This window comes from Lelliottia sp. 7254-16 (assembly GCF_002922995.1).
In the GTDB taxonomy this organism is placed as follows: domain Bacteria; phylum Pseudomonadota; class Gammaproteobacteria; order Enterobacterales; family Enterobacteriaceae; genus Enterobacter; species Enterobacter jeotgali.
The window spans coordinates 155,787-176,936 of the sequence record NZ_PQVS01000008.1; the positions used below are offsets into that span (position 1 = coordinate 155,787).

Sequence of the window (21,150 nt, forward strand, 5' to 3'; positions counted from 1 at the left end):
TTTAGTTCACTCCCGTCTCAGGCAAGCATTTCGCCTGCAAGGTCATTAAGGAATTGTCTTCTTTGGTGATATTCAGTTTGTAAGTCACTACGCAACTTTGGCTACCTTGTTTGCCCCAGGACGCAATGAGTTTTCCTTCTTCCGGTAAACCGCTCAGATAGGTTTCACCACTATCGCCAACAATTGCAGTGTTCTCGTCTTCTTGATCGCTGGCCAGTTGGGAAACCGAGGCACCAAACGGAACGGGTTTACCGTCGGCACGCAGCAATGTCATTAATACCCGGTAGCCGACATGGGTATTAAATTTTGCCCGGACAACTGCGCCGCGCGTTGGGATCACATCTTTGATGTTATCGCTGATATCCACGGTATTGCCCATCGTTGTGGTATCAAGCCCTACGCTGGTTCGCCGATAGGGCGTCACATAAGGCAATAACGCATAGCCCCGGAAATCGGTTCCGACTGTGTTGTCGTTGGTGGTGTTCACGTCACTGGCACCCGGTGCTTCAACCAGCACCATCGTTTCCCCCAATGGCTGAGAAAGCGTCACTCCATGGGCATGTGCAATAACCCCACCAGACAACCCGTAGTTCAGGCGTTGAGAATCCTGCGTATAGCTATAACCCACATTGCTATTACCGTGATTGCCACGGTAGTTCAGGCTGGCGCTCCCCCCGGTGCTGTCGCCCTGGTTACCGGTATTACCATTGACGCTATAGTCGAGTCTTTCGTCCATAGCCTGACCACTCAAACCTGCCTGCTGAGTCGCATGCCCATTGCTGTCATGATTTATGCCATAGGTCGCGTAAGCCCCTTTCAGGAACCGGTCCAGTGGTACAGAGATATTCAATGACACCAGCGTATCGGTCGGTTCATCAGGATTGCTGGTTTTACTGACCGCAATGCTGTAACTGATACCGTTAAAGCTGTTGTTGTAGCCGCCCTGCAACGTTTTCTCTTTGCCGCTCACGCCTCAGTAATCTTGCTGACTGGCAGAGAAATACAACGACCCCCAGTTTTTGGGCAACGTTTGCGTTATCGACCCCTGGACCTGACTGCGTTTATGGTGGGTACGGTTGTAATCAGTATCATCGGTATCCTGATTATTCATATCCACCGCTTCCTGCATGGTGTAGAACCCGCTAGTTGAATAGCGGTAGCCCAGTAGACGGAAATCAGTACCCGTGTCGACAAACGATTTGGCATACAGGAAACGATACGACTGCCCTTTAGATGTATCCCCCGCAGGCAAATCTGCTTTGGCCTGCGTCACATCGATAGAGACAGCGCCAAGGTCACCGATGTTCTTGCCCACACCCAACGCAGCAGACATATAGTCTTTGCTGCCCTGAGCGCCGCCGTAAAGTGTAAGGCCATGTGAAAAACCTCGGATAAGCGTTAACTGGCCAAAATTAGGTTTATCACCGCCACCGTAACCACCACGATACTGCCCCGCTGTCAGGCTGTATTTCAGGTGCCCTTCACGCTGCAAAATAGGTACGGCGGAATAAGGTTGGATGAAATGCTGCGAGCTACCATCTTCTTCTTTAATGGTGATATCCAGGTCACCACTGTCACCGCTGGCGTAGAGATCGTTGATCTCGAACGCTCCCGGTGAAACGTAGCCCTGATAAATGGTGTAGCCGTTCTGTTTGATAGTGACCTGGGCATTGGTTTTAGCAATGCCACGCACAACAGGGGCAAAACCTTGCTGACTGTCTGGCAGCATTTGGTCGTCGGAGGCAAGCTGCATCCCGCGATATTGAGAACTGTCAAAAACATCACTGCCGGAATTGCCGTCACCCAGCGTAAGCTGGGATTTCAGAGGGATAATACTCCGCTGAATATAGGTGTTTATATTCTGCCATTCGCGCGTGCCATTTGTATCATTCAGGGTTGAGTAATTACGCAAACGCCAGGGGCCAAAATTAGCACCATTACGTAAGCTCAGATAATAGCTGTCATCGTGTGTTTTATCTGAACCATCGTACTTGCTGGTATTGTTAGAACCCGTGAAGTTGTAATCCATCAACAGAGCATTAATACCTTCATCCCAAAGGGCAGGGTCAACGTAACCGCGTGCAGACTGCTCAATCACCGCCTGAGGAAAGCTGAGGTTTAATGCTTGTTTGTCAAATTCAAATGCCGCAGAAGATGATGGGATAATTTGTATAAAATTAATACATTCATCAGTATCCGTGGATACATCTTTATCAGGGGTGGCAGCATTTGAGGCTTCTTTTTGCTCACTGGCTTTTTTATACAATGCGGCTAATTCAGGCACCGCTTCAATTTTTACGCCATATTGTTTTAATTGCTCAAGCGTCAGGCAAGGAATAAGCCCACTGCCTTCAGGATTAATATTATCTTTATCTTTATAAAAAGAAATTTCTTTATGATCAACCGGAGAATTATTAACAAAAATATCAACAGTATACTTCCCCGGAGCCTGATTACCGCCCTTTGTGAATACCTCCAGATCAGATGTTTCTCCGGGACCTAAATTCTCCAGCAATAATGGGTTAAAACCTGGGTCAGCAAAACACATTCCTGAGTAACTTATCAGAAATGCCAGGGTTTTCATTTTAAAGTAATGACGAGACCTCACCGCAGACAATAGGCGACGCTCTACTAAATTACTTGATTTGTGCTTATTCTCTGAGGTCATTTTTTGCCAGTGTTACCTATGAAGCAGCAGTGATTAATTAACAGAACTAGTAAGCGGTTCGGTCAAGCCACCGAAATCATTAATACATCTGTAAGACACGGTGCTCACATGAGCAGCGTCCAACTTATAATGTGTTTCGCTTTGTGGAAGGACTAATTTCGTATCTTTGAGTTCTTTACCATCCACTTTGATGTCATTAAATGATGCAGAATAGGCTGTTGGGTTTTTCACAATCAGCTCATTACCCTGTTGACGCCATTCAAGTTTTTTTGGCGTTTCGGCAGCATTACCTGGTAAACCGACAGGACGGTAGAAAAGTTTTATACGCGTTTTCACCGCTAACTGGAGCGTGTTCTGTCCATTAGCCTCAGGCGCTGGAGGAATAGCCTTAACGTTGACCCAATAGACCGACTCGCGATCTTTAGGCAATCCATCACCGGATTTAATAATGCGCAGCATGTTTTGTTTATTTGCATTTATACGGAAAAGTGGAGGGGTAATCGTGAACGGAACAGTTTTATTGCCCTTACTGTCATCAACCCAGGATTGAATCAAATAATACTGTGCTCCACTGTGATTAATCACCGCAAGCGATGCTTCCCTGCTGTCAGCATTATAAACGACACGCGTTGCTCCCACGGCAATACCGCCGGTTTCCTCTGCTAAAACAGCAGGAGAAATGACCATAGCTAATAACACTGAAAGAAGAGTGAGCTTTTTCATAGAAAAAAACCTTTAATTAACATTGAAATGAGTAACCAGTTAAAAGACAACCGTGCTGCTATAAACAACACGGTTGTCTATTTAAGAAACTAATTACTCGTATGAAACGGTAAAGTCAGCGTGACCATTTGCCAGGCCTGGAGATACAGTAGCAGCGGTAGAAATATACTGAGCTGCATAGTTAAGATGCATTTCTGGCTGGGTAATAGGAACAGCTGCACCCTCTACGCCCAGGGCAAGAGGAGTTTTGCTGCTCCCCTCTGAAATCTGGATACCCACACCGGTAGCTACAGGCTGACCAGAAGTATCCTGGCCCGCATCAGTACCTAAAGATTTTTTATCATTGGCCATATAACCACTAAAGGTGACTTTTGCGGTATACGGGTCATCGATAACAGTACAGTTGCTCAGAACAATAGTGAATTGCTTCTGGCTACCACCAAGTGTGCCGGCTGTCGCCGTAAAGTCAGCAACAGGGACATTGCCTAAATCTACTTTCAGATTCTGATTGGCAGCGGTAATTGAACACGGCGTATTTACAATGATACCAGTAAAATCAACGGTACCAGTGCTTTTACCAAAATCAGAAGCCATGCTTACAGAAGAGAACGCGAGAACAGACAGACCTAAACAGATAACGCTTTTATTGAAAGACATGATTATATTTCCTTATGTGATAAATTTCAGTATCCAATATTCTGGATAATAGTGTTTTAAATAGCTAAGACAAACCACGCCTATCCAAATTAAAAACTGGAAAGAAGTTAATTTAGTCCTTCTTCATATAACCACTAATTTCGTCGTCTCCTATGAAAATCACATAGGCTACTTAAGAGCTATATTCCGTTTAAGGACTATATCTGACTAACCCAGTACTGGGAAGATACCCAGAATATAGAAAACAAAGGCAATGTTATATTTTTCAATGAGTTATTGGTTATTCATCACTGCTTATTTATTCATGATGAATGGGTAACTATCTATTATTATTTTTTAAACACTCGCGTAACAATGCGGCATATTTTTTATATCCTAGATATTTACCTTAACCTGGATAGTGGGAATGTAAATAAGAATAGAACGTTGAGGTATTTCCGATGGATGGGTATTTATGGCGTAGTTCATGCAGGATTTAATGATGGCATATTACTGAAATTTCAGAGAAAGCGAAGCCGAAATCGGGAGATGCAAGGGAGAGGGAAGTTATGGTACGCCCTGTAGGATTCGAACCTACGACCTACGGCTTAGAAGGCCGTTGCTCTATCCAACTGAGCTAAGGGCGCACTGAGATGTGCACTTGTGGTGTGAAACGCCTGGAATTATACGGTCAATGACCAGTGAGTCAATGCCTTTTAGCGCGATCGCCTGCCTTCTCATCTTCCTTCTGCCTTCCCCTTGAAAATATGCCTGTTTTTTCGACACTGCTCTCATTTTTCTGTCACTGCTAACACTGCGAAAAGCCTTAATGCTCTTTAAGTAACGCCTCCTGTTTTCGGCTTCCAATCCCCAGCACACTAGCCTATGGTATCCCGGCGCCAGGGAGCCGGAAGATAACAGGATAGTGTTGTGCCCCTCTCAGCCCCAACAGAAAACGATATCTCTACACTGCGCTGCGTATCGCAAGAGATTATTGGTATCAAACTTGAGCCGATCGTCGCTCTCCCCTCTTCCCGTATCGTCGGTATGGAAGTGCTCAGTCTTCTCAAATCTCCCGAACACAGTGAAGCATACTTTCAGCATCAATCTGTGAATCAGTGCCTTACGTTGCTTGAGATACAACTCGCCGCCTTAAAAAACACACGTTACGCTAATGACCTTTTTATCAACCTGCCGATAACCGTATTTATTGAGCCGGAATCCTTCGCCCGAATCCTGCCGCTCATGCATCCCGGTCAGAATATTGAAATTGTCGAGCCGGGTACTTTCTTTCAGTTGCCTGCCGAATTACGCCAACGCGTCGCCCGGCACTGGGGGATGCTGGCCGATCGCGGTTGCCACATCTGGCTGGACGATGTAAACACGGCCTTAATCCGCCCATTTTTATCCTGTCGTTTACCTTTAAGCGGCGTCAAGATCGATAAAATGGCGTTCTGGCGTAAGCGGTCAACGCCGGCACTTACCGAACTGGTGGGCCTTTGCACACAGGTTGCGCGCCATGTGCTGATAGAAGGTATTGAATCAAAAATGGATCGGGAGTGCGCACTACAGGCTGGAGCGGGATTCGGTCAGGGTTATTACTGGCCATCTACTGGCTGGTCTGAGAAGAAAAGGACGTTAGCCTGAAAGAGACTCTATGCGCATGACCGTACGCCGTTACCGGCGTCGTCGACAAGGAAGCGATTCGCTGGGATTTTCACAATCGCATTCCAGCGCCCCTTTTTTTGATCGCCTTGTTTACCTGAGTCAATCCATCAATCAGACACGCAGACCCGACACTCCCTTTATTGTGCTCGTAACTCACGATCATTTTCTGTACGCCGGAATTCAACGTGGTCCCGCCCCCCTGCGCCATTGCTGCGGATACGACACGCTTGAATCCGCGTTCAGCGCACTGGAAACCTGGCCGTCAGCAAGGTTAGTCGTCGATATTGAAAGCAGGACGATGCCGCTTATACAGATGCTCGACATGCTACGGCGGATTATTCTGTATCCCCCTTTTACTGCCGTCAGCCTGCTGGTGCGCGCCGATGATTACGATACCCGCCTGCTCTGTAAAACCAGCGGCCCTTTCGACGTGCTTGAACGCCAGCTCCCGGCTCTGGCGTTGCAACAGGCGTTAACTGCCATCAGCGCTCCCGTCAATAACCGTAGCATCTACTTCAGCAGGGAAGAGTGGACCATCCTGCAATATTTATCCCAGGGGGAATCATTGCGGAATATTGCCCTTTTTCGTCAGCGTCCCTATAGCCGCATTGTCTATCGCCTGGGCCGAATCTTAAGTAAGCTGGGTCTGCATCATCGTCAAGAATTACTGCATCTTCTGCATCGAATCTCTCTATCCCCTACCCGATAACCTCTTAATTCCTAAAGAACTTTAGGAAATTACTTACGTAAAATATTAAAATTATGTTTTAAATTAACATTTTTATAAAGATTACAACTATTCCTAATCCGCTGCTTCTATCAACGTAAATCTCTGAAAAAGTTTTGATACTCAGCATTTTCATCCAGAAGTTAAGATCCTGACAAATCAGTTAAGAAGATGATAAGGATGTAAAAACGTGACTATTCAATGAGTCGCAGAAAGTGCAAACCCTTGTGGGCAGGAGATCCTGCTGTCTATTGCACTGATTTTTGCTGAAAGGTGAACAACACTTTCAAATGAAGGTATCGCAGGGGTGGCGGTAAAAAAACTTCCGCCAGAGAGGTACCCTGAGTTCCGCTAAAACGGCTTAAAATGACAACATTAAATTAACATTGAGGGGATTCTATTATTTTTTGCAATTACATAAATAGGATAATCTTTACTAAGAGGAATGCATGGTTATTTAGACCGAATTTAAAATAATCACTTTCCGTCTCCAGAAGATCATAATAAGAAACACTCTCTGGATAATTTACAGGCTTTTCGGAAAAAACTTACAAGGTATAATAAGCGTATTCCAAATGAGAATAAGAAATACCTTTACTCATCTGGGAAATTTAAATTCAGCCATCACACTGAAGCCATTTTTCATCGCAACGTAAACAAGGATGCTTTCGCTTTATCCAGGGAAATCCCCCGTATAAGGAACTGCAGAATTATCCTTCCGGCTTACCAGGCGCTTTTGCACAACGCTCAATAGCGCTTTATCAACCTGAGGCATAAAAAATGAAACCGGCATCCGTTATCATAATTGACGAACATCCCATCGTCAGAATGTCAATTGAAGTTCTGCTCCAGAAAAATAAGAACATTGAGATTAAACTCAAATCTGGAGATAGCCACCAGGCGCTGGACTACATCCGCAATCACCCTATCGATCTGGTGATCCTCGACATCGAACTCCCAGGCACAGACGGCTTCTCTTTACTCAAGAGAATCAAAAACTTAAACGAAAACATAAAGATCCTGTTTTTGTCTTCAAAGTCAGAATCATTTTATGCCGGTCGTGCCATGCGTGCCGGGGCGAATGGTTTTGTCAGCAAGCGGAAAGATTTGAGTGATATCTATAACGCAGTGGAAATGTTACTCGCGGGATATTCGTTCTTTCCCTATGAAACCTTGAGTTTTATAAACCATCAGGGCTCAAACAGAGGGGCGGTATCTGATATGCCGTTATCTAACCGGGAAGTGACTGTGTTACGATTTCTGGCGAATGGATTATCGAACAAGGAAATTGCACAGCAATTATTACTTAGCAACAAAACAATAAGCGCTCACAAGTCTAATATCTATTCTAAATTAGGGGTACAGAGTATCGTTGAGCTTATTGATTATGCTAAAGCCCACGAACTTCTGTAATCTGAAGGCACTCCCTGCCGCTCAATCGAGTATCAGGGAGTGCGGTTAGTCTCAATTATAATTAATCATAAAGGTCGCATCGGCATCGGCACGCCCCGGCTGAGGATTATTAGCTGTGGCAATATAATTAGCATAAAAATCCAGAACCGCATTTCCCTGTGCATCCACCACCACGTCCTGGCTGGCTTGCTGTAGCGGCAGGCGCGTTTTGTCCCGATCGCGGATTTCTACCGCCACGTTGCTCGCCTGACTGGCATCGTTTAACGCCAGCAGCTCAGGATCACGCGGATCCACTTTGCCTGAAAATGTCACCGAGGCCGCGCCCGGCGGACAGCCAGTCAGCTTTAACGTAAAGGGCATCGCCTGAGTTCGGCTCCCCGTGGTGCTGAGCTGCTTTGTCGGCCAGGTGCCCAACGTGACCGACTTGTCGCTGTCACTGCCTTCGGCCACACAGGTAAAATCAACAATGTTGCCGTAAAGCACAATGTTGATTTCCCCCAGCGCATTGGCCGCCTGTGCACCGCTGCCCGGTGTCAACGCCACGGCCATCGCGGCGAGTAAAATCCGTATGCGCATCGCCCCTCCTTAATCGTAATCGACGCGAAGATATCCACGTGACGTGAAACGTCCTTCGCTCGGTTTATTCCCAGTAATACTCACCGGCCACGCGCTAATGCCAACTACCGCCGACGCATTGTCGTCCAGCCGGAACGGAATTTTACTGGCAAGATTGTTGGGCGTGAGCGGCGTACCGCTGGCACTGGCGACGATAAAACCTAAATCAGCGTTATCAGAAACAATCGCGTTACCGGACACCTTCTCTGCCTCGACGCGCATAGTGAGATAAGCGTTGGCCTCAACGTTGGTGCATTTAATCGCAATAGTCTGCGTTTTAGGGCTGATGCCCTGTGGACGATTGCCCGCCCCGGCCTGGCTAAACAGCGAGGCCCCGATATCGCCAAAATCGAATTCCACCACCTTCCCGGCGTTAATGGCGCAGCTTTGCGGCACCTGAATGGTTCCGCTGTAGCTGATGGTATAAACCGGCGTCGACAGCGGATCAGATGAGGTCGTGGTGACATAGACGCGGAACATCGTCTGACGCGGGATCTCCACCATATTAATAAACCGCCGCGTCACCTTCAGGCGAAACACCAGGTTCGAGTCTTTCACACCAAACGGCTGCCCCTTCGAAACGTTCGGGTGGCTCCCCATCTGGATAAAATTCTGCGGCGGATAAAACACGCCAGAGTAACTGTCAGTGATCTTCATCGCCCCATCCAGATACTCATTCAACTTAAGGTATTTGTACCCGTCAATGGTGCTGGTAATCGGGAAATCGGTGACGTAGCTGCGCTTGGTCGTGTTACCCGATGTGCCTTTCGGACACACCGCGTTGACCCCCACCCACTGCGATTTTTCAGCGAGCGTCACAATCTGCCCAATCTGGTTATTGGAACTGTTAAATTTATCCGTCAGATCGTAATAAATATCGGTCGCCACCCCGTTTTCGTTGGCACACACCGTCGCCAACGCCTGACCGGCGGGCAAGCTGGCCAGCAACGCGGCGGCCAGGTATCGAGTTTTAATCACAGCGGATCTCCTTCAGCGTGATTGCCTGTTGCAGGCTCTTTTCAGGCAGAGTGTATGGCGCACGACACTGCGCGTTTGCGCCATTGCCCCACTGGACCAGCAGCTCGCCGGTCAGCGGCAGTCCGCTCAGGTAAATCTGTCCATCGTCGCCCACCATGCTGGTCACGCCGCTTGTGGTTTCGCGTACCACCGCGCCAAAGGGAACCGGCTGATTGCCACGCATCACGGTAAGCAGCGCACGCACACCGATGCGCGTATCAAAGCTGGCACGCACCAGCGCACCATTGGTTGGCACCACGCTGCTGACGTTGTTTTCGATATCGGTATTGTTGTTCATGGTGTTGGTATCCAGCGCCACACGGTTATAGCGATACACCGTGGCGTAAGGCATCACGGCGTAACCGCGCCAGTCGGTTTTCACCCCGGTCTGGTTTTCGACGTTCACGCCGGACGCGCCCGGCGCTTTAATCAGCACGTTGGTGTCGCCCAGCGGCTGGCTGAACGTCACGCCGTCCGAATGGCCCACCACGCCGCCTGACATTTGCCAGTTGAGATCGTGCTGATCGCGAGCGTAGTTGTATCCTGCGCCAAAGGTGCCGTAGGCCGCCTGCCAGTTGGCGCTGGCACTGCCGCTCGCGCCGTTGTTACTGGTGTGTCCCTGGCTCACGCTGTAGGTCAGGTTTCTGTCTTCCAGCAATGTCCCGCTGATCCCGGTCTGCCAGCTGTTATCACCATTGCTGTTACGACTGGCCGAAGCCGTAGCGTAGGCACGATCAAACGCGCTATCCCGGCGATAACCGTGTTGGGTAAACAGGCTAAATGGAACCGACACATTGAACGAAGCCAGCTTGTCCGTACCGCCAATGCCTACCGCCTGGTTCCACGACCAGGATACGGAGTAACTCACGCCGCGAACGCCACCGGCATAGCCCAACTGATACCAGACGCTGGAATCATCGGTTCCCCAGTAGGTTTGCTCGCTGCCAGACACGTAGATCGAGCCGTAATCTCCCAGCGACTGGGAAATATTCACCTGGAAGCGGCCTTTTTTATTCCACGTCAGGTTGTGATAGCTCTGCACATCCGACACGCCGTCATCGTTTTTGGTGTCACTGTATTGATAGCCTTCCATCGATTTCCACGCCACGTCGTCCAGGGTGTAAAACCCTTTAGTGGAATAGCGATAGCCGAGCAGCTGGAAGTTGGTCCCGAAACCGTTCAATGATTTGGCGTACAGGAAACGCAAGGATTGTCCTTCGTGACGGCTGTCATCGGCGAGCTGGCTGCGGGCCTGAGTGAAATCGAGTGAAATTGCGCCCCAGTCACCGAGGTTTTTCCCCGCACCGATCGCCAGTGCGCTGTATTTCTCGGCGAGCTGCGTGCCGCCATACAGGGTGTAGCCGTTATTCAGACCCGCAATCAGCGTGCCCTGGGCAAAAGAAGGGGTATCCTGTTCGCTGTTGCCGCTGCGGTAATCCCCCGCCACCAGATCGTATTTCAGGCGGCCTTCGCGCTGCAGTAGCGGCACGGTGGAGTACGGAACGGTATAACGCTGCGGGTTGCCGTCTTTCTCTTCTACCGTCACCTCAAGGTCGCCGCTCGACGACGTCGGGTTCAGATCGCTGATAGCAAAAGCCCCGGGCTGAACATAGCTTTGATAGATAACGTACCCGTTCTGGCGGATAACGACTTTCGCGGGCGTTCGGGCAATACCGCGCACGGTCGGGGCGTAACCCTGCATACTGTCCGGGTACATGTTATCGGACGAGTAGAGTCGCAGACCGCGAAAACCGAGGCTGTCGAATACGTCGTTGCCGGTATTGCTGTCACCCAATACCAGCTCGCTTTTCAGTGGAATCACCGTGCGCTGTGCGGAGGTACTGATGTTCTGCCACTGACGATGGCTTTCCCCGTTACTTTGGGTATAACGCCATGCACCATTATTTCGCAGACGCCATGCGCCGTAGTTCAGCCCACTTTGCAGATTCAGGTAATAGCTGTTGTCATCGTCATTGCCCCGGTTGCCGCTAAAGCTGTAGTTCAGCAAGAGAGCAGGAATCCCTTCATCCCACTGTTCAGGTGGAATGTAGCCACGCGCGCTGTTCTGCATCGCCACCTGCGGCAAGCTGATGTTCAGGCGCTGCGAGGCAAAATTAAAGCCAATTTCAGTACCAGGAATCGCCGTCGCCAGCGGAATGCAGGTCTCACCGGTAACGTGGGTTAGCTCCGGGAACGCGCTGATATTCACGCCAAAACGGTCAAGCATTGCACGCGTGATACACGGCGTCAGCCCGCCCGCAACAGGCGAGGTGTTTTCTGCCGCCGTTTCAAAGCGGACATCCTGCGTGCCGATAAACTCATCGTTACGCCAGATATCCACGCGATAGGTGCCGGGAGCCTGCTGATGTCCCTGCTCGAAGCGTGACAAATCCGCAACGCCTGCCGTGTCATCAGACAAAAACGCGGGATTAAAATAGCTCTCTGCCCCGGCGATGACCGGGCAAAGCGCCGCCATCAGCGCCAGCGCACACGGACGGTAACGCCATCGTGGATTATTCATCACCCTGACTCTGCTCAAAGACTGACGCGGCGCGCGGGAGTGATAGCACCGTAATCATTCACGCTTTGCCACGAAAGCGCACCGCTGGCCCCGGTCGGAAGGGCTTGCTGCGCTGAGTTCTTCGGCGCAATCATGATATTTTCCAGCTTCTGCCCGCCCAATTGCAGGTTCACCAGCGTGACGTAATAGGGCGAAGCATTGCTGACTTTAAGGTAGTTTCCCGCCCGCTCAAATCGCAGCTGCGACAGCGCCTCTTCGGGCGGCATCGCCAGATTTTTTGGCCGGACAAACAATTTAATGCGCGACAAGATCGCCAGTTGCAGCACGTTTTTCCCTTCCATATTCTCTTTGTTCACGGAAGGAATGGCTTTCACGTTCATGAAGAACAGGGATTCACGGTCGGACGGCAGCGGTGGTCCCGCATAGATAATGCGCAGCGTGTTCTCGCTATCCGGCTCGCTGACGAACAACGGCGGCGTGACTGCAAAGGTTTTTTCTTTTTGCCCGCGATCGTTTTCAATCCATGCATTCACTAAATAGCGTTCTTGCTTATTGCTGTTGGTAATGGCGAGCGAGGTCTGTTTGGCATCCGCCGGATAAATAACACGCGTAGCCCCCAGCGCGATCCCACCGGACGCACTGACGGGCGCAGAAATCATCATTAAAATAAACGAGAAGATCAGTCCTGGTTTTATTAAGGTGCTCATCACATCAATACCTTTATTATTAAGTTCGCAGGCGTGTACGACGTTATGGATAAATCAACGTAAACCAGACATCCGACTGAATATTGCCCGGTACAAGGTGTTCTGAAATAGCCCGATAGCGTGCGCTGAAATGAAAGTTCAGCTCACGGGTGTCGATTGGCAGCGTATTTATAGCGGTGGCGTTGGGGATAATTTGGCGCTTCTGCGAATCAAACAATGCCAGCCCTAATCCGCTGCTCACGCGGCTTTCGCCGGGCCGGGATGTCGCCAGAAAAACCTGCGGATCTTCTGCGGGCGTAACGCCCTCGAACATCATCCCTACCGTACGTGAAACGTCGACGCTGCAATCCACCAGCCGCAAGGTAAAGGGCACTTCAACCGTCGAAAAGCTGCCGACACCGGCGAAAGTGTTGGTGCGATATTGCCCCATTTCTACTCGCAGGCTTTGGCTTTCAGGCGCCACGGCACAACCGCCGTTGACCAGCTCGCCTTTGATATGTACCCGCCCGCCATCCACGACCACCGTATGGGCCATCGCCGGCAGTGCGGCGCAGACTATCAGCAGAAACAGGAGCCCTTTTCTGGTCATCCTTAGCCCTCGATTTGCATCAAACAGGCCTCCTCCCTGAGGCCGTATCATCCCTGAAAGCGGGTTTATTCGTATTTCATTACGAAGGTAGCATCCGCGTTTGCCTGGCCCGGTTCAGCAGTCGCCGCAGTGGATTTATAACGTGCGGTGAAGTTCAGGGTGTTGGTGCCTTCAATCAGTGCTTTAGCCGCAGAGAAAGTCGCGCCGTCTGGGGTCAGAGTGGCGGATTTGCTGTCGAGGATCTCGATACCTACGCCTTTCGCGGTGTTGTCGTTGCTGCCAGAGGTGACAGCCAGCAGGGTTTTATCTGTGGAGTCAATCTGGCCGGTAAACGCAACTGAAGCGCTTGCAGCAACGGCTGGATCGCAGTCATTCAGTTCAATGTTGAATGGAATATTCGACGTGGTGTCGCCCACTTTGGTGAATTTAGCCGTACGATATTGTCCCAGATTAACAATCTGATCCGCAGATTCAGTATTTACCGCACAAGCGGCATTCACTAATTCACCTTTAAAGTGAACGGTGCCGCCATTAACGGATACCGGAGTAGCAGGATCTTCTGCATGAGCTGCACCGGCAACCAATACCAGAGAAGCAATAACGGAAGAAGCAATATTGCGAAGTTTCATATCTGTTCCTTTGAATATAAAAAGCCCTTCCCGCGTTTATTCGGGAATAGAAAACACAATCAATTGCACAATTGAATGTTTATTTTGGAGGAGACAAAGTAGCCCACACGCAAATAATAAAACAGGTCAAAACGCTGCGATTAATCCAGGCTGCATCCTAATTTCAGTTAGGAAAAGACCACCTAAAGAGCAAGGTTTAGCGCCTGATTGTGGAAATCTCTCAATGGGTGACTGACAGCGGGCCTCGCTTCTGACAAAATATAGGCAATCCCCCTTTCAAACGTTACAGACGGAATCCTCTCTCTGATGGCAGCAAAGATTATTGACGGTAAAACGATTGCGCAGCAGGTGCGCTCTGAGGTCGCGGAAAAAGTGAAGGCGCGTACAGCGGCCGGACTTCGCGCTCCAGGGTTAGCCGTTGTGCTGGTTGGCAGCAACCCGGCATCGCAAATTTATGTCGGCAGTAAACGCAAAGCATGTGAAGAGGTGGGCTTCGTCTCCCGTTCCTACGATCTGCCAGAAACCACCAGCGAAGCAGAACTGCTTGAGCTGATTGACACCCTAAATGCCGACGACGCGATCGACGGCATTCTGGTGCAGTTGCCACTGCCTGCGGGCATCGACAACGTGAAGGTGCTGGAGCGTATCGCGCCGGATAAAGACGTCGACGGATTCCATCCATATAACGTCGGACGCCTGTGCCAGCGTGCACCGCGTCTGCGTCCGTGCACGCCGCGCGGTATTGTGACGCTGCTTGAGCGCTACAACATCGATACCTACGGTTTGAACGCCGTGGTGATTGGCGCGTCCAACATCGTCGGTCGCCCGATGAGCATGGAGCTGCTGCTGGCGGGTTGCACTACCACCGTGACGCACCGTTTTACCAAAAACCTGCGTCAGCACGTCGAGAATGCCGATCTGCTGATCGTCGCGGTCGGTAAGCCGGGCTTTATTCCTGGCGAATGGATTAAAGAAGGCGCGATTGTTGTGGACGTGGGCATTAATCGTCTGGAAAACGGCAAAGTGGTGGGTGACGTGGTTTACGAAGACGCTGCTGCACGTGCGTCTTACATCACACCGGTACCGGGTGGCGTGGGTCCAATGACCGTGGCAACCCTGATTCAGAATACATTGCAGGCATGCGTTGAATATCACGACGTAAAGGAAGCGTAAAAGATGGCAACATTTTCATTAGGTAAACACCCGCACGTAGAACTGTGCGATCTGCTCAAACTGGAAGGCTGGAGCGAAAGCGGCGCCCAGGCGAAGATTTTCATCGCTGACGGTCTGGTCACCGTCGACGGCGTGGTCGAAACCCGCAAACGCTGCAAGATTGTCGCCGGTCAGACGGTGAATTTCCAGAACCAGAGCATTACGGTTATCGCCTGAGTCCCCTGATGCCCGGCGGTGCTTCACTTGCCGGGCCTACGATTCGTAGAGTGTTTTTGTAGGCCGGGTAAGGCGCAGCCGCCACCCGGCATCATCCCGCAGTACGCTGATGCCCTCACCCCAACCCTCTCCCACGGTAGAGGGCGAAAACACTAGAAACGGCAACTTTGTTGCCGTTTTGCATTCACCTCTATAACGGTTAATTCTCGATCAACTTCAAAGAATCACTATTTCGTCTGTTGAAATGTGAAATTTAAGTTGCGCGAATTTCAGGCTTCTCGCACGATAAGTAGAACGTTCTACTAAAACGTTCTACTTACAATAACAGCGCCACTCAAAGCGCTTCTCGGGGGAAATCAGCATGAGTCTGATATCAGGGTTTGTTAAATCGTTGTCAAAGCTTTCCATGATTGGTCGCGCATTAATGCTGCCAATTTCACTGCTTCCTGCTGCCGGTCTGCTGTTGGCCTTCGGCGATAAATTCCACATGCCGCTGATGATGAACGCGGGCGGGGTTATTTTTGATAACCTGCCGATGCTGTTCGCCATCGGTTCTGCCGTCGGTCTGGCGTCAGAATCCGGGATCGCCGCCCTGTCGGCAGCCGTTTCGGTATTTGTCACCAATATCACCATCGGAACCGTTCTGAGCATCACGCCAGAAATGGCTTCCCAGGGCGGAAAATACGCTATGGTGGTCGGCATTCCGACGCTGCAAATGGGCGTTTTCGGCGGCCTGATCTGCGGTATTCTCGCGGCATGGTGCTATAACCGCTTCCATACCATGCAGCTACCGGAATTCCTCGGCTTCTTCTCCGGCAAGCGTTTCGTGGCTATCGCTACTGCATTCCTGTCGTTCGTTCTCGGCCTGCTGTTGCCCTACGTCTGGCAGCATATTCAGGCGGGGATCGACGCTCTGTCGGTTATCGTCAATGGGGATAATCAGGCGGCATCGACCTTTATCTTTGGCCTGGTAGAGCGCGCATTAATTCCGCTCGGCCTGCATCACATCTGGTATCCATCGTTCTGGTACTCGTTTGGCGATTACACCACTCAGGCAGGCCAGGTTATTCACGGCGACCAGACAATCTGGTTCAAAATGCTGGAAGAAGGCACCAAATCCTTCAGCAGCGACACCTACCAGAACGCCGGTAAATTCATGCAGGGCGAGTTCCCGCTGATGCTGTTCGCACTGCCTGCGGCCTGTCTGGCGATGTACCACGAAGCCCACACCAAGAACAAAAAAATCGCCTTCGGTATCCTGTTCTCGGCGGCACTGACCTGCTTCCTGACGGGCATCACCGAGCCGGTAGAGTTCACCTTTATTTTCGTCGCGCCGATTCTGTACGTCTTTAACGCCATTATGGCGGGTCTGGCCTACATGACGATGTATCTGCTGCACGCACACATCGCCAAATCGTTCTCTGCGGGCCTGATTGACTACATTTCGTTTGGCATCCTGCCGTCGTTTAACGGCTATCAGACCAACTTCCTCAACGCCGTGATCATCGGTATTCCGATGGCGCTGATTTACTACTTCACCTTCCGTTTCGTGATTCGTCGTTTCGATGTCAAAACGCCGGGCCGTACCGAAGTCACAGCCACCACAGACGACAAAACCGACACCGAAATCGCGACCGAAATCATCGGCCTGCTGGGTGGCGCGAAAAACATCGACTCCGTAGGTTCGTGTATCACCCGTCTGCGCCTGGAAGTGGCAAAAAGCGATGTAGTGGATAAAGACGGCCTCAACGGACTGGGCGCGCGTGGCGTCGTCTTCGTCGGGGATAACGGTATCCAGGTGATTTTCGGTGCCAGAGCACAGTTTATCGCCCAAACCATGTCCACCATGATCGGTAAATAATAAGATGCCTGACCGATACGTCTCCTGTACTCTGGGAGACGTATCTTATCTGGCTGATAATTTAGAAATTTCAGGGAGCGAGTTTGAAGAAAGTCAGCATTATTGATGTCGCCAAACACGCAGGCGTGTCGGTTTCAACCGTCTCGCTGGTGTTACGCCAGAAAGGGAAAATCTCAGAGGCAACGATTGAGAAAGTCCAGGCTGCCATCAATACGCTCGGCTACATCCATAACGTCGCTGCCGCAAACCTTCGCGCCAACACCTCCAATCTTATCGGCTTAATCCTGCGTGATTTCAGCGACAGTTTTTCCATCAAAGTGATGGCGAGTATTGTCCAGGAGCTGGAAAAACAAGGCTTTATGGTTTTTCTCGGGCAACCACTGAACGATCACGAGCATCTCGAACGCTGCCTGCTGTCGTTTAAACAGCAGGGCGTGGCGGGCGTGATTTATCTGGCGTCCGATACGCGCACATCCGCGCTGCCCGCGCAGATCCGCGAATGCCCACTTCCGCTGGTCGTGGTTTCCCAGTCCTTGCTGAATGAATCTTGCAATCTGGTGATGCGTGATAATCGCCAGGCAGCGAATCTCGCCACCCGTTATCTGATTGAACGCGGCCACCGTAATATCGCCTATATTGGCGGTCGGGAAGGCTGCTTGATCCGCGAACAGCGACTGCTCGGCTTTCGCAGTGCGATGACGCAATACGGTCTGGTGAATCGCGAAGAGTCCGCTCCAGTCTGTAGCGACGATACCCAGGCGGCGGGCTTTGTCACTCGTCAGTTGCTGGAAAAAAACAACACCATTACCGCCCTGCTGTGCCACTCACCTGATGCGATGATCGGCTCAATCTCCGGCATTCATCAGGTTGGGCGTACGGTCGGGAAAGATGTGTTTCTCACACAGCAGGTCGCCCTGGTTGGGTTCGAAGATATGCTGCACGTGAACCTCACCTCGCCGTCATTCACCTATGTTTCTTCCGCCAGCGAAGAGACGGGCCGTCAGGCTGCAGGGTTAATGATTCGCAAACTGAAAGAGCCAGAATTGCAAACCCAAAGAATTACCCTTTCCGGGCAGTTGATCGCGCGCGAGTCAGCGTAGAAGAGATCGATGAGTGCGGAGGGTTATAGCTGCCCGGCAGGCATTGCACCGCCGGGCATAACAGGCTTACTTACGACGCCAGATAGTCCCCTGAGCACCGTCTTCCAGGATGATACCCATTTCGGTCAGACGCGCACGTGCGGCATCCGCTGCCGCCCAGTCTTTCGCCTGACGCGCTTCGAGACGCGCCTTGATCAACGCTTCAATCTCCGCCACTTCACCGTCATCTGCCTGCGCGCTGCTTTGCAGGAAGGTTTCAGGCTCTTGCTCCAGCAAGCCCAGCACCGCGGAGAGTTTACGCAGATGAGAAGCCAGGGCATTCGCCGCCGCCATGTCTTCGGTTTTCAGGCGGTTCACTTCACGCGCCATATCAAACAGCACCGAGTACGCTTCCGGCGTGTTGAAGTCATCGTTCATCACTTCGATAAAGCGCGCTTCAAACGCTTCGCCGCCCGCCGGTGCCACCGATTTGTCAGTCCCGCGCAGCGCGGTATACAGACGCTCCAGCGCAGAGCGTGCCTGTTTCAGGTTCTCTTCGCTGTAGTTCAACTGACTGCGGTAGTGGCCCGACATCAGGAAGTAACGCACGGTTTCGGCGTCGTAATATTTCAGCACGTCGCGCACGGTAAAGAAGTTACCCAGTGATTTGGACATCTTTTCGCGATCGACCATGACCATACCGGAGTGCATCCAGTAATTGACGTACTCGCCGCCGTGCGCACAGGTTGACTGCGCGATTTCGTTCTCGTGATGCGGGAACATCAGATCCGAACCGCCGCCGTGAATATCAAAATGCTTGCCCAGCTGTTTGCAGTTCATCGCTGAACATTCAATGTGCCAGCCCGGACGCCCTTCGCCCCACGGAGATGGCCAGCTTGGCTCGCCTTCTTTGGACATTTTCCACAGCACGAAGTCCATCGGATTGCGTTTTACGTCGACCACGTCAACGCGCGCACCGGCCTGCAGCTGGTCCAGATCCTGGCGAGAAAGCTGACCGTAGTTTGGATCCGTCGGCACCGAGAACATCACATCGCCGTTGTCCGCCACATAGGCGTGACCGCGGGCGATCAGCTTCTCGGTGATGTCGATAATTTCGTGGATGTGATGCGTGGCGCGCGGCTCGCTGTCCGGGCGCAGAATATTCAGGGCATCAAAATCTTTGTGCATTTCGGCGATCATGCGATCCACCAGCGCCACAAAGCTTTCACCATTTTCATTCGCGCGTTTAATGATTTTGTCATCAATGTCGGTGATGTTACGCACGTACTTGAGCGTATAACCGAGGAAGCGCAAGTAACGCGAGACCACGTCAAAGGAGACAAACGTACGCCCGTGACCGATATGACAGAGATCGTAAACAGTAATACCACACACGTACATGCCGACTTCCCCGGCATGGATAGGTTTAAATTCCTCTTTTTGGCGCGTCAGAGTATTAAAGATTTTTAACATCGAAGATTCCGTGTAGACGTGTGTGGACAATAAAGACGGTATAATACCCATAATTCAGACCGGAATCAGCACACAATGCAAGATGATCCCGTCTGGCGGTTATGCTATAACACCCGTCTATCTGTGACCCTCACTTGGGTCGACGCCCCACAATACCGGAACAGGATGCAAAAATGGTTACTTTCCACACTAATCATGGCGATATCGTTATTAAAACCTTTGATGATAAAGCGCCTGAAACAGTCAAAAACTTCCTGGACTACTGCCGCGAAGGTTTCTACAACAACACCATTTTCCACCGCGTGATCAATGGTTTTATGATTCAGGGCGGCGGTTTTGAACCTGGCATGAACCAGAAAGAGACCAAAGAAGCGATCAAAAATGAAGCCAACAACGGTCTGAAAAACACCCGTGGTACGCTGGCGATGGCGCGTACTCAGGCTCCACACTCTGCGACTGCCCAGTTCTTCATCAACGTGGCTGACAACGACTTCCTGAACTTCTCCGGCGAAAGCATGCAAGGCTGGGGCTACTGCGTATTCGCAGAAGTGGTTGAAGGTATGGACGTGGTTGAGAAAATCAAAGGCGTTTCTACTGGCCGCAGCGGTATGCACCAGGACGTTCCAAAAGAAGACGTGATCATTACCAGCGTGACCGTTAGCGAGTAATTGGTGGCGACACTCTTTATTGCAGATCTTCATCTGCAAACAGAAGAACCGGCGATAACCGCCGGTTTTCTGCGTTTTTTAGCAGGCGTAGCTCGAACCGCCGACGCGCTCTATATTCTGGGCGACCTCTTCGAAGCCTGGATTGGCGACGACGATCCCAACCCTCTGCATCGCGAAATGGCCGCCGCCATTAAAGCGCTGGTCGACTCCGGTGTCCCCTGCTTCTTCATTCACGGCAACCGCGATTTTCTGATTGGCAAACGCTTTGCCCGCGAAAGCGGAATGACATTGCTGCCGGAAGAAAAAGTGCTCAACCTTTACAGTCGCAAGGTACTGATCATGCACGGCGACACGCTCTGCACCGACGACACTGGCTACCTGGCGTTTCGCGCCAAAGTCCACACGCCGTGGATACAAACGCTGTTTCTCGCCCTGCCGCTGTTCATCCGCAATCGCATCGCCGCCAAAATGCGGGCAGGCAGTAAAGCCGCCAACAGCAGCAAATCGATGACCATCATGGATGTCAATCCGCAGGCGGTTATCGAGGTGATGGAAAAACACCGCGTGCAGTGGCTGATCCACGGCCATACCCATCGCCCGGACGTTCACTCCCTGACGGCCAACGGCGAGCCCGCACACCGCGTGGTGCTGGGTGCCTGGCACACGGAAGGCTCGATGGTGAAAGTCACGCCAGACGGCGTAGAACTGATTCAGTTTCCGTTTTAATTCCCTCCCCTTTTCACCAAACGCATCGCCACGCAATCGTT

The 21,150-nt window shown here is 51.1% G+C and carries 19 protein-coding genes, 1 tRNA gene and 1 pseudogene; 9 read left to right on the forward strand and 12 right to left on the reverse strand.

Annotation, left to right across the window (positions count from 1 at the left end; translation table 11 throughout):
- Position 1 precedes the first annotated feature (1 nt).
- The 5 genes and pseudogenes from C3708_RS23905 to C3708_RS12915 form a co-directional block, all read right to left on the reverse strand.
- Complete coding sequence (locus tag C3708_RS23905; protein ID WP_233210416.1) at positions 2-274, reverse strand: FimD/PapC C-terminal domain-containing protein; 273 nt, start codon at positions 272-274, stop codon at positions 2-4.
- A gap of 39 nt (positions 275-313) precedes the next feature.
- Positions 314-2,668 (reverse strand): annotated as a pseudogene (locus C3708_RS12900) (fimbria/pilus outer membrane usher protein); the annotation flags it as partial.
- 33 nt (positions 2,669-2,701) lie between these two features.
- On the reverse strand, positions 2,702-3,391 hold the full coding sequence (locus C3708_RS12905; RefSeq protein ID WP_103949518.1) for a molecular chaperone: 690 nt from the start codon (positions 3,389-3,391) through the stop codon (positions 2,702-2,704).
- A 93-nt stretch (positions 3,392-3,484) separates the two neighbouring features.
- Positions 3,485-4,048 (reverse strand): fimbrial protein, encoded by a 564-nt coding sequence (locus C3708_RS12910; protein ID WP_103949519.1) that lies wholly within the window; start codon positions 4,046-4,048, stop codon positions 3,485-3,487.
- A gap of 549 nt (positions 4,049-4,597) precedes the next feature.
- Positions 4,598-4,674, reverse strand: a tRNA-Arg gene (locus C3708_RS12915).
- Between the two features lie 283 nt (positions 4,675-4,957).
- On the opposite strand from C3708_RS12915, the gene C3708_RS12920 reads away from it, so the two are divergent.
- The 3 genes from C3708_RS12920 (at position 4,958) to fimZ (ending at position 7,835) form a co-directional block, all read left to right on the forward strand.
- Positions 4,958-5,674: an EAL domain-containing protein gene (locus C3708_RS12920; RefSeq protein ID WP_233210413.1), complete on the forward strand. Its 717-nt coding sequence runs from the start codon at positions 4,958-4,960 to the stop codon at positions 5,672-5,674.
- A 10-nt stretch (positions 5,675-5,684) separates the two neighbouring features.
- The gene (locus C3708_RS12925) at positions 5,685-6,404 is read left to right on the forward strand and encodes a LuxR C-terminal-related transcriptional regulator (RefSeq protein ID WP_103949520.1); all 720 of its coding nucleotides are present in this window, start codon (positions 5,685-5,687) and stop codon (positions 6,402-6,404) included.
- Between the two features lie 798 nt (positions 6,405-7,202).
- Complete coding sequence (gene fimZ, locus C3708_RS12930) at positions 7,203-7,835, forward strand: fimbria biosynthesis transcriptional regulator FimZ (protein ID WP_095281084.1); 633 nt, start codon at positions 7,203-7,205, stop codon at positions 7,833-7,835.
- A 51-nt stretch (positions 7,836-7,886) separates the two neighbouring features.
- Here the strand turns inward: fimZ and sfmF are convergent, their stop codons facing one another.
- The 6 genes from sfmF to fimA all read right to left on the reverse strand — a co-directional run bounded on the left by sfmF (position 7,887) and on the right by fimA (position 13,913).
- Positions 7,887-8,411 carry a fimbria assembly protein gene (sfmF, locus tag C3708_RS12935; RefSeq protein WP_103949521.1) on the reverse strand — a complete coding sequence of 175 codons (525 nt, stop codon included), beginning with the start codon at positions 8,409-8,411 and terminating at the stop codon, positions 7,887-7,889.
- A 9-nt stretch (positions 8,412-8,420) separates the two neighbouring features.
- Positions 8,421-9,428, reverse strand: a complete 1,008-nt coding sequence (fimH, locus tag C3708_RS12940) for a type 1 fimbria D-mannose specific adhesin FimH (RefSeq protein WP_095281082.1) — start codon at positions 9,426-9,428, stop codon at positions 8,421-8,423.
- On the reverse strand, positions 9,421-11,988 hold the full coding sequence (locus tag C3708_RS12945; RefSeq protein ID WP_103949522.1) for a fimbrial biogenesis usher protein: 2,568 nt from the start codon (positions 11,986-11,988) through the stop codon (positions 9,421-9,423). Before C3708_RS12945 ends, fimH begins: the two co-directional genes overlap by 8 nt.
- Before the next feature lie 14 nt (positions 11,989-12,002).
- Positions 12,003-12,695 carry a type 1 fimbria chaperone FimC gene (gene fimC / locus C3708_RS12950; RefSeq protein WP_103949523.1) on the reverse strand — a complete coding sequence of 231 codons (693 nt, stop codon included), beginning with the start codon at positions 12,693-12,695 and terminating at the stop codon, positions 12,003-12,005.
- A 43-nt stretch (positions 12,696-12,738) separates the two neighbouring features.
- Positions 12,739-13,284 carry a type 1 fimbrial protein subunit FimI gene (gene fimI, locus C3708_RS12955; protein ID WP_103949524.1) on the reverse strand — a complete coding sequence of 182 codons (546 nt, stop codon included), beginning with the start codon at positions 13,282-13,284 and terminating at the stop codon, positions 12,739-12,741.
- Between the two features lie 65 nt (positions 13,285-13,349).
- Entirely contained in the window at positions 13,350-13,913 is a 564-nt protein-coding gene (fimA, locus tag C3708_RS12960) for a type 1 fimbrial major subunit FimA (protein ID WP_095281078.1), read from the reverse strand.
- A 306-nt stretch (positions 13,914-14,219) separates the two neighbouring features.
- Here fimA and folD point away from each other — a divergent pair, with 306 nt between their 5' ends.
- From folD to malI, 4 genes are all read left to right on the forward strand, one after another.
- On the forward strand, positions 14,220-15,086 hold the full coding sequence (gene folD, locus C3708_RS12965; RefSeq protein ID WP_095281077.1) for a bifunctional methylenetetrahydrofolate dehydrogenase/methenyltetrahydrofolate cyclohydrolase FolD: 867 nt from the start codon (positions 14,220-14,222) through the stop codon (positions 15,084-15,086).
- Positions 15,087-15,089: 3 nt separating this feature from the next.
- Positions 15,090-15,302 carry a ribosome-associated protein YbcJ gene (gene ybcJ, locus C3708_RS12970; RefSeq protein ID WP_095281076.1) on the forward strand — a complete coding sequence of 71 codons (213 nt, stop codon included), beginning with the start codon at positions 15,090-15,092 and terminating at the stop codon, positions 15,300-15,302.
- A 361-nt stretch (positions 15,303-15,663) separates the two neighbouring features.
- Positions 15,664-17,163, forward strand: coding sequence for a PTS transporter subunit EIIC (locus tag C3708_RS12975; RefSeq protein ID WP_095281075.1), 1,500 nt, complete (start codon positions 15,664-15,666; stop codon positions 17,161-17,163).
- 83 nt (positions 17,164-17,246) lie between these two features.
- Positions 17,247-18,263 (forward strand): Mal regulon transcriptional regulator MalI, encoded by a 1,017-nt coding sequence (gene malI / locus C3708_RS12980; protein ID WP_095281074.1) that lies wholly within the window; start codon positions 17,247-17,249, stop codon positions 18,261-18,263.
- A 66-nt stretch (positions 18,264-18,329) separates the two neighbouring features.
- Here malI and cysS read toward each other — a convergent pair whose 3' ends face one another.
- Positions 18,330-19,715 carry a cysteine--tRNA ligase gene (cysS, locus tag C3708_RS12985; RefSeq protein ID WP_103946767.1) on the reverse strand — a complete coding sequence of 462 codons (1,386 nt, stop codon included), beginning with the start codon at positions 19,713-19,715 and terminating at the stop codon, positions 18,330-18,332.
- A 173-nt stretch (positions 19,716-19,888) separates the two neighbouring features.
- Here cysS and ppiB point away from each other — a divergent pair, with 173 nt between their 5' ends.
- The gene (gene ppiB / locus C3708_RS12990) at positions 19,889-20,383 is read left to right on the forward strand and encodes a peptidylprolyl isomerase B (RefSeq protein WP_095281072.1); all 495 of its coding nucleotides are present in this window, start codon (positions 19,889-19,891) and stop codon (positions 20,381-20,383) included.
- A gap of 3 nt (positions 20,384-20,386) precedes the next feature.
- Positions 20,387-21,109 (forward strand): UDP-2,3-diacylglucosamine diphosphatase, encoded by a 723-nt coding sequence (gene lpxH, locus C3708_RS12995; protein ID WP_103946818.1) that lies wholly within the window; start codon positions 20,387-20,389, stop codon positions 21,107-21,109.
- The last annotated feature ends 41 nt before the right edge of the window (positions 21,110-21,150 follow it).

Excerpts from the sequence above, each read along its gene's own strand:
- C3708_RS23905 (WP_233210416.1), bottom strand. The coding sequence starts at position 274 with ATGACATTGCTGCGTGCCGACGGTAAACCCGTTCCGTTTGGTGCCTCG.
- C3708_RS12905 (WP_103949518.1), bottom strand. The coding sequence starts at position 3,391 with ATGAAAAAGCTCACTCTTCTTTCAGTGTTATTAGCTATGGTCATTTCT.
- C3708_RS12910 (WP_103949519.1), bottom strand. The coding sequence starts at position 4,048 with ATGTCTTTCAATAAAAGCGTTATCTGTTTAGGTCTGTCTGTTCTCGCG.
- C3708_RS12925 (WP_103949520.1), top strand. The coding sequence starts at position 5,685 with ATGCGCATGACCGTACGCCGTTACCGGCGTCGTCGACAAGGAAGCGAT.
- fimZ (WP_095281084.1), top strand. The coding sequence starts at position 7,203 with ATGAAACCGGCATCCGTTATCATAATTGACGAACATCCCATCGTCAGA.
- sfmF (WP_103949521.1), bottom strand. The coding sequence starts at position 8,411 with ATGCGCATACGGATTTTACTCGCCGCGATGGCCGTGGCGTTGACACCG.
- C3708_RS12945 (WP_103949522.1), bottom strand. The coding sequence starts at position 11,988 with ATGAATAATCCACGATGGCGTTACCGTCCGTGTGCGCTGGCGCTGATG.
- fimC (WP_103949523.1), bottom strand. The coding sequence starts at position 12,695 with ATGAGCACCTTAATAAAACCAGGACTGATCTTCTCGTTTATTTTAATG.
- fimI (WP_103949524.1), bottom strand. The coding sequence starts at position 13,284 with ATGACCAGAAAAGGGCTCCTGTTTCTGCTGATAGTCTGCGCCGCACTG.
- fimA (WP_095281078.1), bottom strand. The coding sequence starts at position 13,913 with ATGAAACTTCGCAATATTGCTTCTTCCGTTATTGCTTCTCTGGTATTG.
- folD (WP_095281077.1), top strand. The coding sequence starts at position 14,220 with ATGGCAGCAAAGATTATTGACGGTAAAACGATTGCGCAGCAGGTGCGC.
- ybcJ (WP_095281076.1), top strand. The coding sequence starts at position 15,090 with ATGGCAACATTTTCATTAGGTAAACACCCGCACGTAGAACTGTGCGAT.
- C3708_RS12975 (WP_095281075.1), top strand. The coding sequence starts at position 15,664 with ATGAGTCTGATATCAGGGTTTGTTAAATCGTTGTCAAAGCTTTCCATG.
- cysS (WP_103946767.1), bottom strand. The coding sequence starts at position 19,715 with ATGTTAAAAATCTTTAATACTCTGACGCGCCAAAAAGAGGAATTTAAA.
- ppiB (WP_095281072.1), top strand. The coding sequence starts at position 19,889 with ATGGTTACTTTCCACACTAATCATGGCGATATCGTTATTAAAACCTTT.